This window comes from Desulfotomaculum sp. (assembly GCA_003513005.1).
Lineage (GTDB): Bacteria > Bacillota > Desulfotomaculia > Desulfotomaculales > Nap2-2B > 46-80.
Window position 1 is genome coordinate 1 of record DOTD01000095.1, and the last position, 17,136, is coordinate 17,136.

Here is a 17,136-nt window from a genome sequence, read left to right on the forward strand (position 1 = left end):
GATGCCCCTGATCTGTTCAACCTTATCTTCTGTTATTTCAGGCCTTGTCCGATATTCCATACGAATTTCCTTCCACCGCGATTTTCATAATGCAATATTCGACATCGGATGGTTGGAGTTCTGTTTTTTTAAAAATTTTAATCAAAAAAAGCGCGGCATTTATTTCTTTTGATGTTGCGTTTGCCGCGCTTTTATCCTTTTCTCTATTGAATAGGTGATGTTATTTATTTGATAAAGAACATTCTATTTCATGAATGGAAATTAAATAGGACTGTGAATAGTAACACGCCAGGGCCTACTCTACTTAAAATATTTTCCCAACATCTTGCACCGTTATCTTTAGTGTGCTATACTTAAATTTAATCTAAATCCTATGAAGGAGAAAAGTATAGCTGGACCCAGTTTTTCAGAGAGAAGTCGTCGTGGCTGGAAGGGCCTTTAAAATATGGACGGCTGAAGTTCACTCCGGAGGAGCAGGCTGAAAATCCTAAAAGGTTAAGTAGGCTAATGTTTATAAAGATGAAGAAATATTAAGAACCGGAAATATCAAAAAATAAAAAATATAGAAAAATGTATTATTATAACGAAATGTTAATAAAGGAAATAAGTAACTATGTAGAAACATATTCTTAAAAATGGTTGTGAAGTTGTCAAGATTTAGATAGGTATTTTTATTAACGTTCATGCAGCGGAATCAAGTATAGATTTGAAAATTCATCTCTACCAAAGAGTTGTAGAATTGGGCTCAATATTTTAACTTGGCATGAAATTTGCTCTAATATGATTTTGGTTGGGATAAGACAAAATTTAATTTGTAAAGGTGGGTTATGTTGCATGGATTTTGAGTATCTCCTTTTAAACGTAGATGATGGGATAGCAACCATAACGATTAATCGTCCCGAATTACTCAACGCTATAACTCCCGCTGTCTATCATGAATTAAAAGAAAGTTTGATAATGCTTTCTTCTGATTCTGCAGTAAAGGCTTTGATTATCACTGGAGCAGGTAATAAAGCTTTTATTGCTGGAGCGGATATTGCGGCTATGAGTAAAATGAGTTCTATTGAGGCAATGCGTTTTGCAGCAGCAGGCAAGGAAGCTGTATCACGTATTGAGAAAATATCTAAGCCGGTTATTGCCGCCATTAACGGACTTGCGCTGGGAGGAGGTTGTGAATTAGCACTGGCTTGTGACTTTCGCGTAGCCTCAATTACCGCTAAATTTGGACAGCCGGAAATTAATTTGGGAATTATCCCGGGAAATGGTGGCACGCAACGTTTGACCAGGCTGATAGGAATGAGCAAAGCCAAAGAGATGATCATGCTTGGTGAAATTATTTCAGCCGAACAAGCGTTGCAGATAGGTTTAGTGAATCAAGTAGTAGGAGCGGAACAACTTATGTCTGAGACAGTACAATTAGCAAAAAAATTATCGCAAAAGGCTCCTGTTGCTTTATCCATGGCTAAACGTTGCATTCATCGGGCTATAGGCTCAGATACCGACGACGGGCTGGAATTTGAGATAAACTGCTTTGCGCATTGCTTTTCTAGCCAGGATCAAAGGGAGGGGATGAAGGCATTCTTAGAAAAGAGAGCTCCGATATATAAGGGCTATTAAGTAGCGGAAGAGAGGTTTGTCAAAGCAACGTATTTAAGTTAGTTATACAAGAAAATTTGTTCTCTGGAAAGTAAGGTGATGAATTATTGTGTATTTGAAGGACTTATTAAATCTTTCCGGTAAAACGGCAGTGGTAACCGGCGGGTACACCGGACTGGGCAAACAAATGGCCTGTGCCTTAGCCGAACTCGGCGCCAATTTAGTTCTGGCGGCCCGCAGGAGGGAGCGTTGTGAAAAGGTCGCGGCCGAAATAAGTCAGTTATTTGGGATTAAGGCGTTAGCTGTTAGATGCGATGTGGCCAAGGAGGAAGACATTGTTAATATGGTCAATCGGACTGTGGAAACTTTTGACCGATTGGATATCCTTGTTAATAATGCGGGAATCACTTGGGGAGCACCCGCCGCCGATTATCCTATGGATAAATGGCGGCAGGTAATTGATGTAAACTTAACCGGGACCTTTATGGCAGCGAAAGAAGCTTTTAGAATCATGAAACAGCAGGGCAAGGGGAAAATCATTAACATCGCGTCTGTAATGGGTTTGGTAGGGTGCAAGACCAATATAATGGATGCCGCAGCCTACAACGCGAGCAAAGGGGCAGTTATCAATATGACCAGGGATTTAGCGGCTAAGTGGGCGCCATTTGGAGTTAACATAAATGTCCTTGCTCCAGGTTGGTTTCCAACGCACATGGCCGAAAAAATACTCGAAATGCACCGTAATGAATTTCTTGAATACATTCCAGCCGGTCGTTTTGGCAACGACGAGGATATAAAAGGAGCCGTAGCGTATCTGGCTTCGGATGCTTCCGATTATATGCACGGTCAGGTTTTGATTGTTGACGGAGGTTGGAGCATTCATTGAAATTAGATTTGGGGGATTGAAAATGAATGAGATTGTTATTGTTAGTGCAATAAGGACCCCTTTTGGCAGGTTTGGTGGCAGCCTGAAAGAATATACCCCGGTTGATCTGGGAGCAATTGTCATGCGCGAGGTTATGGCACGGTGTGATTATGACGGTTTAGTTGATGACATTTTCTGGGGCGTTGGCGATACAGCATCCTTTAAAGACGTATATACCCCAGTAATTGCCCGGCAAACGCTCATAAAGGCGGGGCTGTCCCCGGAAACGCCGTCATGCTCGCTTGATAAGGCCTGTGTCTCGGCAATGTCTGCTATACGGTTGGGCGCCTTGACCATTATGGCGGGGGAAGCAGATGTAGTCATTGCCGGAGGTGTCACAACATTTAGTCAGATGCCGCTTATTGTTCGGAACCTGAGGTTTGCCGGACATCGGATTGGGGCTGTCGCTATGGAGGATCCGCTGTTTGAGTTAGGCTATAAAGACTTTGCGCCTGTAGCTGTAGATGCCGGAAATATAGCTTTGAAGCATGGAATCGGCCGTGAGGAACAGGATGAATGGGCAGCGCTCAGCCACAGCCGTTATGGTGAGGCTCACGCCGCAGGGAAACTAAAAGAAGAAATGCTGCTCTTAACCATTCCCCAGAAGAAGGGTGAGCCTGTCGCTTTGGAAATTGATGAGCAGTACCGGCCAGACATTTCCGTAGACAAGCTGGCAAAGCTTGCGCCAATTTACGGAAGTCCGACCTGCACAGCTGGTAATTCACCTGGCTTAAATGATGGCGCGACGGCAGTCCTGTTAATGAGCAAGAAAAAAGCCCTGGCTTTAGGATTACCCATTCTTGCCACAGTAATTGCATCCGCCAGCGTAGCGTTGGAACCTCAACTTTTGGTGGAAGCCCCGGCTAAAGCCATAAGGAATGTCTTGCAGAGGGCCGCGATGAAGGTAGATGATCTTAAATTACTTGAAATCAATGAGGCTTTTGCGGCAGTAACCCTAGTCAGCAGTAAAATACTGGCTGACGGTGACTCGAAAAAACTTAAGGATATTAGAAAACGTCTCAATGTCAACGGAGGAGCTATTGCCATCGGACACCCAAATACCGCCAGCGGCGGCAGAGTTGTGATGACTATGATCAATGAGCTGAGAAGGCGAGGAGGCGGGTATGGCGCAGCCGCGATTTGCGGTGGTTTGGCCCAGGGTGACGCTATTATTGTGAGAGTCGATTAAATAACATGGAGAGTGACTGCTATGTTTGAACTTACCTCTGAACAGAAAGAAATCCAGAGACTGGCGAGAGATTTTGCAAAGAAAGAAATTATTCCTGTTGCCTCCGAATATGATAAAAAAGCCGAAATGCCGTGGCCAATCATTCAAAAAGCGTTTGATATCGGTTTATGGAACCTAAATGTGCCGGAAAAGTATGGTGGACAAGGCGTGGACTGTTTGACAGAGGTGCTAATCTACGAAGAAATTGCATATGGATGCCTGGGAGTCTTTGGCGCATTTGGAGGGACTGGCCTTGCGCTCACTCCTCTTCTGCTAAGCGGTACCGAAGAACAAAAAGAGAAGTATCTAACGGGTTTTACAAAAAGTGCGAAGCTGGCCGCATTTGCCCTGACAGAACCAAACGCGGGGTCGGACGCCAGCGCGGTATCAACCCGCGCCCAAAAGGTTGGTGACGAGTATATCATCAATGGCGTAAAATGTTTCATTACCCATGGCGGCATAGCGGATCTTCACACAGTTTTTGCCAGCATAGACAGAAGCAAAGGCATCAAGGGATTGACGGCCTTCATTATACCGGCCGGAACCACCGGGTTATCGATGGGTAAAAAAGAAGATAAGATGGGAGACCGGGCGTCGCATATCGCTGAAGTATTGCTTGAAGATGTCCGCGTGCCCGTCGCAAACCGCTTGGGGAACGAAGGAGAAGGGTTCAAGATCGCGATGCGCACTCTCGACATCACGCGGACGACGATTGCCGCGGCCGCTGTTGGCGTTGCCCAGAGGGCGGTTGATGAAGCAGTAAGATACGCCAAGCAGCGGGTGCAGTTCGGGAAAACGATTGCTGAGCAGCAGGCGATACAGTTCATGCTGGCGGATATGGCCATGTCTGTGCTGGCTTCACGGTCACTGGTCTGGCAGGCGGCTGCGAAAGTCGACGCAGGCCAGGTTGACGGTATGTTAAGCGCAACAGCGAAGTGCGTCGCCAGCGATACAGCGATGAAGGTGACAGTAGACGCCTTGCAGATATTTGGTGGCTATGGCTATATGAAAGAATACCCGATGGAAAAGCTGATGCGGGATGCTAAGATTACTCAGATTTATGAAGGTACCAATCAGATCCAGCGACAGATTATAGCAGGTTACTTGCTTAAATAATTTTGCCAAGTAGTGTTGGCGGCGGACAGTATAGCATCATTTTTACCGAGACGCAGGAATTTCAGATGCAAAAAGCGTAAATCTTAAAGTGTTCGCGAGGTGGAATAATGGCCTAACATAAAAGGCGAAGACCGCAGGCAAATCACTTGTTTCCCAGAAGCAATCGACGATTACGTAAATAAAGATAATCCTGTTAGAGTTATAGATCAATTCGTTGGATCATTGAAAATCCTGAAAGATTAAGCAGGCTAAGACGCATTTCCTGCGTTAGAGGGAAGGAGGTATCGGAATATTATTCTCCTGTGATTGGATCTTTTCTTTTAGAGCGGGAAGGTTGACGTGTAGGAATGGCTGAAAGACAAGGACTTTCATAACCGATCAGTTTTAATTTAGGCATTAGTATCTAATTATAATTAATTTAGGAGGTGCTATTTGTGATTAAGGGTGTTTACGGGGTCAATATTGCAGTCAAAGATCTTGAAGAGGCGGTCAAAAAATACGAAGGGTTGTTGGGATCCAAGCCGACGAAAATGTTGGCGTCAGGTGACTTTGCTGTTCCTGGACTAAAGGGAGCTGTCTTTGAACTCAATGGTTTTGTCTTTAATATTATCGCATCAGAGTCAGAGAACTCATCAATTGCGAAATTTGTCAGTACCAAAGGAGAAGGGTTGTTTTTGATTTCTCTTAGGTCCGACAATGTGGAGGAAGACATGGCTAGATTGCGGGAAGCCGGGGCAGAATTTGTCATGGATCAACCAATGAAAGGTACATTCGGAACTGCTAATTTTATCCATCCAAAATCATCTCATGGAGTACAAATAGAGGTGTACGACCCAGATAAATAGCAGATACAAAGGTAATGATATTATGTGGAACTTCTCTTATGAGTGGGGTCCGGAATTATGAAAAAAGAAAAAAGCAAGAATTTTGACGAGATAAGGGTTGGCGATAAAGCTTCGACTACTAAAACCTTTACAGAGCAAGATGTGTGCCGTTTTGCAGAGATAAGCGGAGATTATAATCCTGTGCATGTTGATGATAGTTTCGCGAAGAATACGCGTTTTAAACAGCGCATCGTGCATGGAATGTTGGTCGCAAGTCTGCTGTCTAATGTTGCAGGCACACAACTACCAGGTACCGGCACAATATATTTGGCTCAAACTCTTAACTTTAAAACGCCGGTTTTTTTGGGAGATACTATATCTGCGGAAGTCGAAGTTATCGAAAAGCTTGTGGAAAAGAGTAGACTTAAGTTAAAAACTATATGTTGTAACCAAATGGGTACGGTCGTTATAGAAGGTGAAGCGTTAGTATTAGTTGAAAGATAAGTTAGTTGCCGGAGTTGAAAAAGGTACAATGAGGGGGCAGGAAAAATTGGACGATGTAGTGATTGTAGCGGCGGTGCGTACTGCGATAGGGAGTTATGGAGGGGTGTTTAAGGATCTAAGAGCGCCCGCTCTGACTGTTCCGGTAATGCAGGAATTAATTAGGCGATCTGGAATTGATCCGGCAATAATAGACGATATTATCTGGGGTAATTGTTATCAGCGCACTAAAGACGAGACAAACTTGGCTCGAGTGGCGGCATTGCAAGCTGGCATACCTGTCGAAGTGCCGGGGATAACTGTTCACCGGACCTGTACTGCGGGGATGTCAAGTTTAGTCATGGGAACTCAGGCAATTAAGTGTGGAGACGCGGAAGTTATATTGGCCGGGGGAACCGAGAGCATGAGTACCGTCCCCTACACTATTGATGAATTAAGGTGGGGATCGAGAATGGGGCACATTGAAGTGCGTGACGCTATGTGGGACGGCCTTACGCAATTGGGTACCGGCGTTGGGATGGGTGTTACGGCCGAGAATCTTGCTAAAAAGTACAACATAAGCCGTGAGGAACAGGATGAAATAGCGTTGCAAAGCCAGCAACGGGCTGTGGCGGCAATAAAGGAAGGCCGGTTCAATGATGAAATTATACCTGTCGGCATACCGCAGCGCAGAGGTGATCCGGTATATATAAATAAAGATGAACACCCGAAAGACAATATGACATTGGAGAAACTGGCCAAAATGCCGCCGGTTTTTGTAAAAGGTGGCACAGTTACCGCCGGCAATTCTTCCGGAATAAACGACGGTTCCGCCGGGGTGCTGATAATGTCTAAGCGTGCGGCAGACAGATTAGGAATAAAACCCCTTGCCAGGGTGGTATCGTACGCGGTAGCCGGAGTAGATCCCGACTATATGGGAATTGGGCCCGTACCATCAACCCGTATGGCATTGAAAAAAACGGGACTGACTATTGCAGATATTGACTTGATTGAAATCAATGAGGCGTTTGCGGCTCAGTATTTAGCCGTTGAAAAAGAATTAGGGCTGGATCGTAAGAACACTAACGTTAACGGTAGTGGTATTGCTTTAGGGCATCCTGTCGGGTGTTCGGGGATCCGCATTGTAGTATCCTTAATTCATGAAATGTATAAACGTGATTTGAGTAAAGGCCTGGCAGCGCTGTGTTCCGGCGGAGGTATGGGGATGTCCGTGGTGATCGAAAAAACACCTGATCTGTCCTAACGCGATAAGTATAAAATATCAGGAGGGTATCATTTTATGAAAATAAGCAAGGTTGTTGTTTTGGGAACGGGTACCATGGGTAACGGTATAATACAAGTTGTTGCCCAGAGCGGCTATCAAGTTACGATGGAGGATATTAATGATTCCTTGCTGTCTCAGGCACAGCAGAAAATAGAAAAGAGCTTGTCTAAACTTGTTGAGAAAAATAAGATTAGCATAGAGGAAAAAGAGAATACTCTGAGCCGGATTAATTCTGCCACATCTCTAGATGTTGTCTCAGATGCTGATTTAGTCATTGAGGCAGTGCCCGAAAAACCCGATCTAAAGGCGGAAATCTTTAAGCAATTAGACAAATTAGCTCCCAGCCATGCTATTTTGGCGTCTAACACGTCCTCTCTCCCGATTACCGCCATTGCGGCAGTAACAAAGCGCCCCGAACAAGTAGTTGGTATGCATTTCATGAATCCTGTTCCGGTTATGAAGGGCGTTGAATTGATCAGGGGTAGAGTTACATCTCAGGAAACCATTGACTCTGCTATCGAATTTGTCAGGAGCATCAATAAGTTCCCGGTTGTAGCCGAAGATTATGCCGGTTTTATTACAAGTCGGATCCTAAATGCTTATTTAAATGAAGCGGCTTACACAGTTATGGACGGCAATACCCCTAAAGATGTAGATGACGCCATGGTCTACTGCACGAATATGCCCCAGGGACCCTGTGCCCTGATGGATTTGGTGGGTATTGATACCATTGTTTATATTTTAGATATTCTGGAAACCGAATTTGGTCCAAAGTTTAAAGCTGCTCCGCTTCTGAGGCAGATGGTGCGGGCGGGCCATTTAGGCAAAAAGACTGGAAGAGGCTTTTACGAGTATTAAACATAATACTTTATAGGTTATAACCGATATGGTTTGTTGGTCCTGAGTTCAGGGGAAAGTGTGTAATTGGGAACAGCGGATGATCATAGAATTAAAGGGATGGAGGGTATAAAGTGAAAGTGAATTATGAGGCGCTTGTAACGGGATTGGATGAAGGTGTATTTACACTAACCTTAAATAGGCCGTCACGGATGAATGCCTTTAACCAGGTTTTACTGGATGAGTTCCATCAGGCTGTTAACGAAGCGGAACAATCCCAGGAAGTTAGGTGTTTGGTTGTCTCCGGTGGCGAAAAGTTTTTTAGTGCAGGGGCCGATATTACTGAAGTTAACAAAATTAATTCTACCTTTAACGGGTATGCGTTCAGCAGGAAGTTCCAGGAGTGTTTTGGCCGGCTGGAAAAGCTGGGCAAACCGGTGATTGCCGCTGTCAGAGGATATGCTTTGGGTGGTGGGTGTGAACTAATGCTGGCTTGTGACTTTCGTATTGCAGCCGAGGATGCCAAGATAGGCCTGTCAGAGGTAAATATTGGCGCCATCCCGTCAGGGGGCGGTACGGTTAAGCTGCCGCATCTTATAAGCCCGTTAAAGGCAAAAGAAATGCTCTGTTTTGGAAAACCGATAAGTGGAAAGATTGCCGAAGAGATTGGCTTGGTTAATAAAGCGGTACCCTCTGGTCAAGTTATTGCGGAAGCCTATTCTTGGGCTAAAGAGCTAGCCCAAAAACCGCCTTTGGTTATTAAAACAATCAAGACCATTACAGCCCTGGCAACGAAGGAAGTAGATTCTTTGCTTCATTATGAGGCCCAAGGGCTAGGCATGCTATCCGGTACTGAGGACTTTAAAGAAGGAACTGCCGCGTTTTTGGAAAAGCGCAAACCGGCCTTTAAAGGAATATAAGAGGATTTAAAAAGACACTTCCATGGAAATACAGTGAAAGACAGCAGAGTGGTTAACGTTAAAGGAAATCAGAAAGGAGGTGTCAAATAAACATCCAACAGCGCTGGCAAATGATAAAAGAAATCATTGCAAATCTGAGGGATGAGGTGGCAACATCGTTTTCAGAATGGGTAGTGTAATGGGAACTTGCAGATACGGTGAAAATTTATGAAAAGCGTGGAAACTGTAAAAACTACATCAAGGAAACCAAGTATGATAGGAGGAATTAAAAAGTATATGGAAGAACAAGTTATTTATCATCCAGATTTTCTAGTAATACCAGAAGGAGGGGAAAAGCCTTATTTAGTTGCCTATAGGTGTGAAAAATGCGGACTTTTATATTTTCCAAAGGTAAATATTTGTCTCAATTGCTTCGCTGAAGATTTTGCCAAACAACCTCTTAGTGGAAAAGGGAAAGTTTATAGTTATACAATTCAATATACTCCTCAGCCGGGATTAAAAGCCCCGTCGACGGTTGGGTATATTGATCTTCCTGAAGATTTGCGTGTTCTTGCCCAAATTGTGGCAGAACCGGAGCAAATGAAAATAGGCATGGATGTAGAGTTAACGGTAGGGGAAATCAGAAAGGATGCTGATGGGAAATCAATGATTAGTTATAAATTTAAGCCTGTTGAATAAAGGAGGAAAGTTAAATGAACTTAAGGGATGTATATGTTATCGGTGTAGGAATGACAAAATTATATCGAAAAGCGCCGGTGCCAATTGATGAATTAGGCAGACAAGCAGCCAGAGATGCATTGAAAGATGCTGATATTGAGCTAAAGGAAATCGAGGAAATAGTTGTTGGTAACATGATCGGCCTTTCTAAGACTATATGTCTTGGGCAGAGGATTGGAATTACGCTTGGTTGTCAAGGAATTCCAATCAAGAACACGGAAGGCGCTTGCTCAAGCAGTGCCGTAGCTGCTCATCTGGCATGGGAAAGAGTGGCTTCAGGACTTAATGACGTAACGATGGCAATTGGTGTTGAGTGTCTCTCCTCATACAGATCCGGCGGCACAGCATTTTCACCTGATTTAAATGATCCTGAAGCAATACATGGTATGACAATGCCAGGTCTTTATGCAATGAGGGCAAAACGTTATATGCATGATCACGGTGCGACTAAAGAAGATTTGGCAACGATAGCTGTAAAAAACCGTAAGCATGCCACAGTAAATCCATACTCAGATTTCCGGACTCCACTTACCATCGAAGAGGTTTTAAACGCCAGAGTTATTGCTGAACCATTTACTCTTTTAATGTGCTGCCCGAATTCTGACGGCGGGGCAGCGGTTATTTTTGCTACTAAAGAAAAAGCGGAAAAGCTAGGAAAAAAGCTTGTCCGCCTGGCAGCGTCAACAATCACAACAGGTATTTTCAATAATTCCTTTAGAGATATGACATATATGGACATTACATACAGGTGTGCTAAAAAAGCATACGATATGGCTGGTTTGGGTTCTGAAGACGTCGATATGGTAGAATGTCACGATGCTTTTGTAGTTGGTGAGCTTTTATACTATGAAGCGCTTGGCTTCTGTAAGCACGGAGAATCAGCAGAATTTCTCAGAAGAGGCGATGCGGATTATGGCGGAAAAGTTGTTTTTAGCCCGCGCGGCGGACTGTTGTCTTGCGGTCATCCAACAGGCGCTTCAGGAGCCGCTCAAATTGTAGAGGCAACCTGGCAAGTGCGCGGAGATGCCGGAGAACGTCAGGTACCGGATTGTAAGGTTGCGTTAACGCATGTAACCGGCGGCGGAGTGTATGGTACAGAGAACGCAATCTGTACTATTCATATATTAACTAGTTAGTCTTTGTTTTTATCAGTTTAAATATTGAAATAAAAGTCATTAAAGAAGGGGGATAAAAAGATGGCAGTGAAAGATAGAGTTTCATTAGTTACTGAAGCAGGATCTGGAATTGGTGAAGCAGTTGCAAAAAGCCTGGCTCAAAATGGAGCTAAGGTGGTTGTAAGTGATGTTAATAAAGAGAAAGTAGATAAGGTGGTAAAAGAAATTCAAAATGATGGCGGCCAAGCAATTGGTATAACCGCAGATGTATCAAAAAAAGATCAAGTGCAGGAAATGTTTAAAAAGATAATCGAAAGTTTTGGACGTATAGATATTTTAGTAAACTGCGCCGATATGGTTAAAAATAGCAATATTATAGAACTGATAGAGGAAGACTGGGATAAAGTCATAGATTTTAATTTAAAAGGAACATTTCTTTGTTGCCAGGCAGCATCAAAACATATGAAGGAACAGAAGTATGGTCGGATAATCAATGTTTCGTCACGTGAAATGCTGGGATGGCCCGAAGAGACAAGTTACTCTGCTTCTAAAGGCGGCATAGTTAGCTTGTCTCGTTCATTAGCTTTGGAACTGGGAAAGGATGGAATCAGGGTAAATTGTGTAGCGGCTGGTTTAATTAAAACACCATATTTTGATGGATTGCCTAAAGAACAACAAGAGAGTTTGATCAAAGCGCAACCGATGGGTATAATTGGTAAGCCAGAAGATGTCGCATTTGCTGTATTATATTTTGCTGATGACGAAGCAGGTTATATAACAGGGCAGACCCTGTACGCTTGCGGCGGCAGGAGCGTTTTAAGTTCATTATCATGTTAAACGAGGAGGATTAAAAAATGAATATAAAAGGTAGAGTGGCTTTGATTACCGGTTCGGGAAGCGGGATCGGTAAGGGTACTGCGAAAGCAATGGCCGAACGAGGCGCAAAGGTAGTTATAAATGATGTTGTTCAAGATAGAATAGACGAGGTGGTTGGAGAAATAAATGTTGCTGGCGGAGAAGCTATGGGGATTAAATCAGATATAACAAACAAAGCAGAAGTAGAGAATATGTTCAAAAAAATAGTAGATTCTTATGGAAGGATAGATATTCTTGTTAATAATGCTGGTATAGCCAGGGATAAAGGACTTCTGAAGTTAACAGAAGAAGATTGGGATGTAGTTCTAGATGTTAATTTAAAGGCAGTGTTTCTCTGTACGCAACAAGCGGTAACGTATATGAGAGAGCAAAATTATGGCCGGATAATTAATATTGCATCGCGCGCCTGGCTGGGGTGGCCTACGCAGGCAAATTATGCAGCTTCTAAGGGTGGGATGGTTAGTTTCACCCGCACCCTGGCATTGGAACTTGCGAAACGTGGAATTACAGTTAACTGTATACCGCCGGGTCTGATTAATACTCCGCTATGGATGTCTGTGCCTGAGAAAATTCGAGAGAACCTTTTGAAAATACAGCCTACTGGAACGATTGGTGATGTGTATGATATTGCCAGAACGGTAATCTTCTTCGCAAGTGATGAAGCGTCGTATATTACGGGGCAGGTCCTTTACGTTTGCGGAGGGAAAAGCATTTATGCAGCTATATAGTAATTCTTAAAAAACAATTCACAGAAAGAAGAGATTATTTTCTCTTCTTTCTGTGAATTAATAAAGTAAAGTTTTTGGGAGGTGAAAGATAAATCATGAGTTCATTATCAGATATCAGGGTGCTCGATTTTGGAAGTGAAATGGGTAGTTATGCAGGAAAATTATATGCTGATCTAGGAGCGGATGTTATCCATATTGAGTCCCCGGAAGGAGATCCACTCCGGTATAGCGGGCCATTTTATAAAGATAAACAGGGGAGGGAAAACAGTTTAAAGTTTCTTTACCATAATACCAGTAAGAGGGGAATAGTCCTGGATATAACAAAGCAAGAGGGGAAGGAAGTATTTTTAAAGCTAATAAAGACAGCAGATATTCTAATTGAAAGCTTCTCTCCCGGATATTTGGATGAATTGGGATTATCATACGCTTACTTGAGAAGGGAAAACCCCAGACTGGTTCATGCCGCGATAACTCCCTTTGGGCAGGAAGGACCTTATTGCCTATGGAAGGCTTCTGATCTGACAATAATGGCCCTGGGCGGGTTTTTATACATAGCGGGTGAAGATGATGAAAAACCTGCGTGGGCGTATGGTGAACAGGCTTACATGGCAGGTTCGATGTATGGAGCGGTGGGAACCATAATCGCTTTATACGAAGCTGAACGAACCGGAGAAGGACAATTCGTAGACGTTTCTATGCAGGCATGCGCGGCTACAGGATTGGAGAACGCTCTGCAATACTGGGATCTGGAAAAGACGATTCGCAGAAGCTCTTCTACAACGGAAGCAGGGTATGGTGTTTACCCCTGTAAAGATGGTTATATTTATATAGTTCAGATGGGAGACAATGTGTACTTATGGGAGCCTCTTCCTAAATGGCTAAGAGAGGAAGGAGTTAAGGGCTCAGAAATAATAAGCCAAAAAGAATGGGAATCAACGAGGTTTAGACGAGAAGCGGAGTCGAAGCGAGTATTCAGGGAAATTTTTGAGTCTTTTACTATGAAACATGATAAAAAGTTCTTGTTTGAGGAAGGCCAACGAAGGGGCGTTCCCTTAGCTCCTATATTTGATTCTAAAGATGTATATGAAGATCCTCATTTGAACTACCGGCAGTTTTTTAAGACATTATTTCATGAAGTATTGGGGGGAGAGGTTTGTTATCCCGGAGAGCCTTACCTCATGGAAAAAATCCCCTGGCAGATAAAACCGGCGCCGGCATTCGGACAGTATACCAGGGAGATACTGGAAGAAATAGGATATTCAAAAGAACAGATAGAAACCCTGAATGAAAGGGGGGTAATATATGTTTAAGCATGCCCTGACAGGAATTAGGGTGACGGACTTTTCCTGGGTTGGAGCAGGTCCGCTGACAACCCGCTTTCTGGCCGAGTGTGGCGCAGAGGTAATTAAAATAGAAACCCACAAAAGACCGGAGATCTTGCGTGTAGCGCCGCCATTCAAAGACAAGGAAAAGGGAATTGAGCGCAGCGGGTATTTTAGCAGCAGGAATCCAAACAAGAAAAGCCTCTCTGTTAATATGAATCATTCCAGAGCACGGGAGGTAGTTGTTCCTTTAATAGAAAAAAGCGATATTGTAATCAATAGCTTTTCCGCAGGGCAAATGGAAAAGTGGGGACTGGGATACGAGGATTTGAAAAAAGTAAAGCCGGATATTATTTACGTAGATATGCCCCCTTGGGGGAATGTAGGGCCGTATATAAAATACAAGGCTTTTGGCGCTTTAATAAATTCAGTTACCGGCTTTAACTACCTGTCGGGAAATACCGATGGCTTTCCCATTGGCACGGGAACCAATTATACCGACCATATTCCCGTGCCTACTCATCTTGCTTTTGCCATTGTCGCAGCTTTAAGGCATCGCCGGAAAACAGGAGAAGGACAGTATATAGAAATACCCCAAATGCAGGCGGGAATTGCCGTAACCTCGGCGGTAGCAATAATGGATTACGCGGCAAACGGGCGTATTCAATCCCGGATGGGCTGCCGGCACCCCTGCTTTGCGCCGCATGGGGTATATAAAGTAAAAGGTGACAGAAAATGGATTGCCATTGCTGTATTTAACAACCAGGAATGGGTATCGTTAAAGGAGTGCATGGGAAATCCCCGGTGGGCCGAAGATCAAAAATTTGCTACAGACGAGGGAAGGCTGGCCAACCGGGATGAATTGGACGCCCAACTAGAAAAGTGGTCTTCCGAACAGGATGGAGAAGAACTCATGTTTGATCTGCAAAAAATGGGGGTGCGCAGCGGCCTGGTATATAATGCAAAGGAAGTTATAATAGATATTCAACTTCAGTCTAGAGGCTTTTTTGTATATCTAGATCACCCCGAAGTAGGAATTACTTTATATACAGGTTCGCCCATACGTATGTCAAAAACACCGCCAGGAATCCGAAAGCACGCACCTTTATTGGGACAAAATACATTTGAAGTATTGGAAAATATATTACAGTTAGATGAAGCAGCCGTTACGGAGTTGCAAAATGAAGGGGTTCTTGAATAGCTCTAGCAGTTTGTCTTCTCCTTCAAGACTGATTGCTTGGCGGCGGTATGGAACTGGCGTTTGCCTGTGACATCAGAATTGCTTCCGGCAAGGCTTTTTTTAATGTACAATATAAGGAAAAAGCCCTGTCGATGAAATATTAAGGTAAATGGGAGAAATATGTAAATTCCTATTGTAATAAATATATAACAATATTATATTATTATAACCTGACTTTTGTAGAAAGAACAAAAGAAAAAACAGCGTAACCCTTTGAAACGCAACGGTTGGCGCTGTTTTAATTTTGTCATATTCTCATTGTGGGAATCAGCCTTTTTTCACATCACCTAAAATATTTTTAATATCTTTTAACCGCATTAACTTTTTGCTGAAATCAACTCCCACAGCGGCGCCAATAGAGTCCGTCACCTCATCAGCATAGTCAAACAAATTCGCTTTTAGTAACCTTGAAAGACTCCTCAATCCGCCATAGCCCCCGGTAGATCTCGATAATCTCATCGTCAGACTTTTTCCACTTGCTGGTTACAATGGCGTAATAACCGTCAAACTTTTCCTCTTCCTTGAGTTTCGCCGCGTCAAATACCGGTTTTTGTTTCGAGGTAAGGATCTCGCCGGTTTTTTTGTCAAAAACGAGGTTTTTCACATATTTAGCGGCGCCATAAGACGTCGCCTTATTGTATTTGGCGGGATCTCTAACCAAATCCAGGGCTTTCATGATAGCAGGCTCCCGTTCGGTTTTGGCCCGTTTGTCATAGTCCCGGCTGTAAAACACCACCTGTTTCTCATCGATCTGGACTTTTTTCGGTTTGCCATTGCTAGCAGTTATGGTGATCTCCCGGGGATACAGTCTGGACTTTATCTTGTAACCTTCCCCCCGCCAGACATAGCCCTTTTCATTAAAAACGAAGTCTTTCAGTTCTTTTTGGGCGCCTCTCACAGTTTGGCTGAGCACATACCCATTGCCCAGGCCATGGCTATTGAAATAAACATTTCTTGCTGTGTTCAGCCCCTTGCCGGCGACCACGATGATCCGGCCCAGGTTATACTCCCTGGTCAACTCCGTGAGTATAGGGATCAAGGTAGTTTTATCCGGCTCGTTGCCGGGGAACAGCCGGTAAGAAATGGGCAGTCCCATCGTGTCCATGAACAACCCCATCTGGACGATTGGGTCAGGGCGATGTTCCTTGGAGACGCCTTTTTTTCTTAACTCGTCAGGCTTGTCGATCTCGAAATAGTAATTGGTTACATCATAATAAACCAACTCGGTGTTCCGGCCGTAACTTTCGCAGATTCTTTGGTGAATCCAGAGTTGAAGTGCGTCTTTGTATTTATTAATCAGAGAAAGACTTCTGTACACATCGTCAAGAGAGAAATCATTATTCTCAAAGTAACTGCCCTTTTCCTCGTAGGTTTTCATCTTCGAGGCAGGGTTAAGCAGCCTGGAGAAGACAAGGAGCTTAACAATATTATTTAGACTGTAGTCAATATCAAGATTGCGTTGCCGGTTGATGAGAAAAGTGTGAATGCCGAGTTCGTGGTAGATTTTGCTGAGGGCGGCATATCCGAAATTCTTTCTTGGGAAATCAGGTTTAATCCGTTCATTCATGTCTATACTGAGGGTAGCGGGGGCATTGCATTCCAGCTGTTTTTGATTCATCTCAGCTACCACTTTTTCGAAATGAGCGATCGGGTCGTCATAGTGATTTTGCAGATCATCAAGATATCCCAGAGTCTTAATCGTTCAAGATTCATTTCTCTATTTATGCTGCAAAACTAGGGAATTGCTTCCAGCAAGGCTTTTTTAATGCGTAGTATAGGGAAATGCCTTTCAGAAGGAATAATATGAATATTGTAAGTAATATGTAATTTCCAATTGTAAAGAGTAATATGTATATTCCTATTGCAATAAAAATTTAATAGTGTTATATTATTGCCACGGGATATTAGCCCAACTTTCCCCTCCAAA

At 43.6% G+C, this 17,136-nt stretch carries 15 protein-coding genes and 1 pseudogene; 15 read left to right on the plus strand and 1 reads right to left on the minus strand.

Annotated features, from left to right (window positions below):
• Positions 1-834 precede the first annotated feature (834 nt).
• The 15 genes from DEH07_12250 (at position 835) to DEH07_12320 (ending at position 15,170) form a co-directional block, all read left to right on the plus strand.
• The gene (locus tag DEH07_12250; protein ID HBY05250.1) at positions 835-1,617 is read left to right on the plus strand and encodes a crotonase; all 783 of its coding nucleotides are present in this window, start codon (positions 835-837) and stop codon (positions 1,615-1,617) included.
• An 88-nt stretch (positions 1,618-1,705) separates the two neighbouring features.
• Positions 1,706-2,482 carry a gluconate 5-dehydrogenase gene (locus DEH07_12255; GenBank protein HBY05251.1) on the plus strand — a complete coding sequence of 259 codons (777 nt, stop codon included), beginning with the start codon at positions 1,706-1,708 and terminating at the stop codon, positions 2,480-2,482.
• Between the two features lie 22 nt (positions 2,483-2,504).
• Positions 2,505-3,710 carry an acetyl-CoA C-acyltransferase gene (locus DEH07_12260; GenBank protein HBY05252.1) on the plus strand — a complete coding sequence of 402 codons (1,206 nt, stop codon included), beginning with the start codon at positions 2,505-2,507 and terminating at the stop codon, positions 3,708-3,710.
• 21 nt (positions 3,711-3,731) lie between these two features.
• Complete coding sequence (locus tag DEH07_12265) at positions 3,732-4,865, plus strand: acyl-CoA dehydrogenase (protein HBY05253.1); 1,134 nt, start codon at positions 3,732-3,734, stop codon at positions 4,863-4,865.
• Positions 4,866-5,290: 425 nt separating this feature from the next.
• Positions 5,291-5,710: a hypothetical protein gene (locus DEH07_12270; protein HBY05254.1), complete on the plus strand. Its 420-nt coding sequence runs from the start codon at positions 5,291-5,293 to the stop codon at positions 5,708-5,710.
• Positions 5,711-5,767: 57 nt separating this feature from the next.
• Positions 5,768-6,193, plus strand: coding sequence for an enoyl-CoA hydratase (locus DEH07_12275; protein ID HBY05255.1), 426 nt, complete (start codon positions 5,768-5,770; stop codon positions 6,191-6,193).
• 46 nt (positions 6,194-6,239) lie between these two features.
• Positions 6,240-7,433, plus strand: a complete 1,194-nt coding sequence (locus DEH07_12280; protein HBY05256.1) for an acetyl-CoA C-acyltransferase — start codon at positions 6,240-6,242, stop codon at positions 7,431-7,433.
• 36 nt (positions 7,434-7,469) lie between these two features.
• Positions 7,470-8,312, plus strand: coding sequence for a 3-hydroxybutyryl-CoA dehydrogenase (locus DEH07_12285; GenBank protein HBY05257.1), 843 nt, complete (start codon positions 7,470-7,472; stop codon positions 8,310-8,312).
• 113 nt (positions 8,313-8,425) lie between these two features.
• Complete coding sequence (locus DEH07_12290; protein HBY05258.1) at positions 8,426-9,211, plus strand: hypothetical protein; 786 nt, start codon at positions 8,426-8,428, stop codon at positions 9,209-9,211.
• 276 nt (positions 9,212-9,487) lie between these two features.
• Entirely contained in the window at positions 9,488-9,889 is a 402-nt protein-coding gene (locus DEH07_12295) for a hypothetical protein (protein ID HBY05259.1), read from the plus strand.
• 14 nt (positions 9,890-9,903) lie between these two features.
• Positions 9,904-11,064, plus strand: coding sequence for a propanoyl-CoA acyltransferase (locus tag DEH07_12300; GenBank protein ID HBY05260.1), 1,161 nt, complete (start codon positions 9,904-9,906; stop codon positions 11,062-11,064).
• Positions 11,065-11,124: 60 nt separating this feature from the next.
• The gene (locus DEH07_12305) at positions 11,125-11,880 is read left to right on the plus strand and encodes a beta-ketoacyl-ACP reductase (GenBank protein HBY05261.1); all 756 of its coding nucleotides are present in this window, start codon (positions 11,125-11,127) and stop codon (positions 11,878-11,880) included.
• A 17-nt stretch (positions 11,881-11,897) separates the two neighbouring features.
• On the plus strand, positions 11,898-12,647 hold the full coding sequence (locus DEH07_12310; GenBank protein HBY05262.1) for a beta-ketoacyl-ACP reductase: 750 nt from the start codon (positions 11,898-11,900) through the stop codon (positions 12,645-12,647).
• Between the two features lie 95 nt (positions 12,648-12,742).
• Positions 12,743-13,957, plus strand: a complete 1,215-nt coding sequence (locus DEH07_12315) for an acyl-CoA hydratase (protein HBY05263.1) — start codon at positions 12,743-12,745, stop codon at positions 13,955-13,957.
• Positions 13,950-15,170 (plus strand): succinyl-CoA--benzylsuccinate CoA-transferase, encoded by a 1,221-nt coding sequence (locus DEH07_12320; protein ID HBY05264.1) that lies wholly within the window; start codon positions 13,950-13,952, stop codon positions 15,168-15,170. The genes DEH07_12315 and DEH07_12320 overlap by 8 nt, the downstream gene beginning before the upstream one ends.
• 306 nt (positions 15,171-15,476) lie before the next feature.
• Here DEH07_12320 and DEH07_12325 read toward each other — a convergent pair.
• A pseudogene (locus DEH07_12325) lies at positions 15,477-16,908 on the minus strand (IS1634 family transposase).
• Positions 16,909-17,136: the final 228 nt, after the last annotated feature.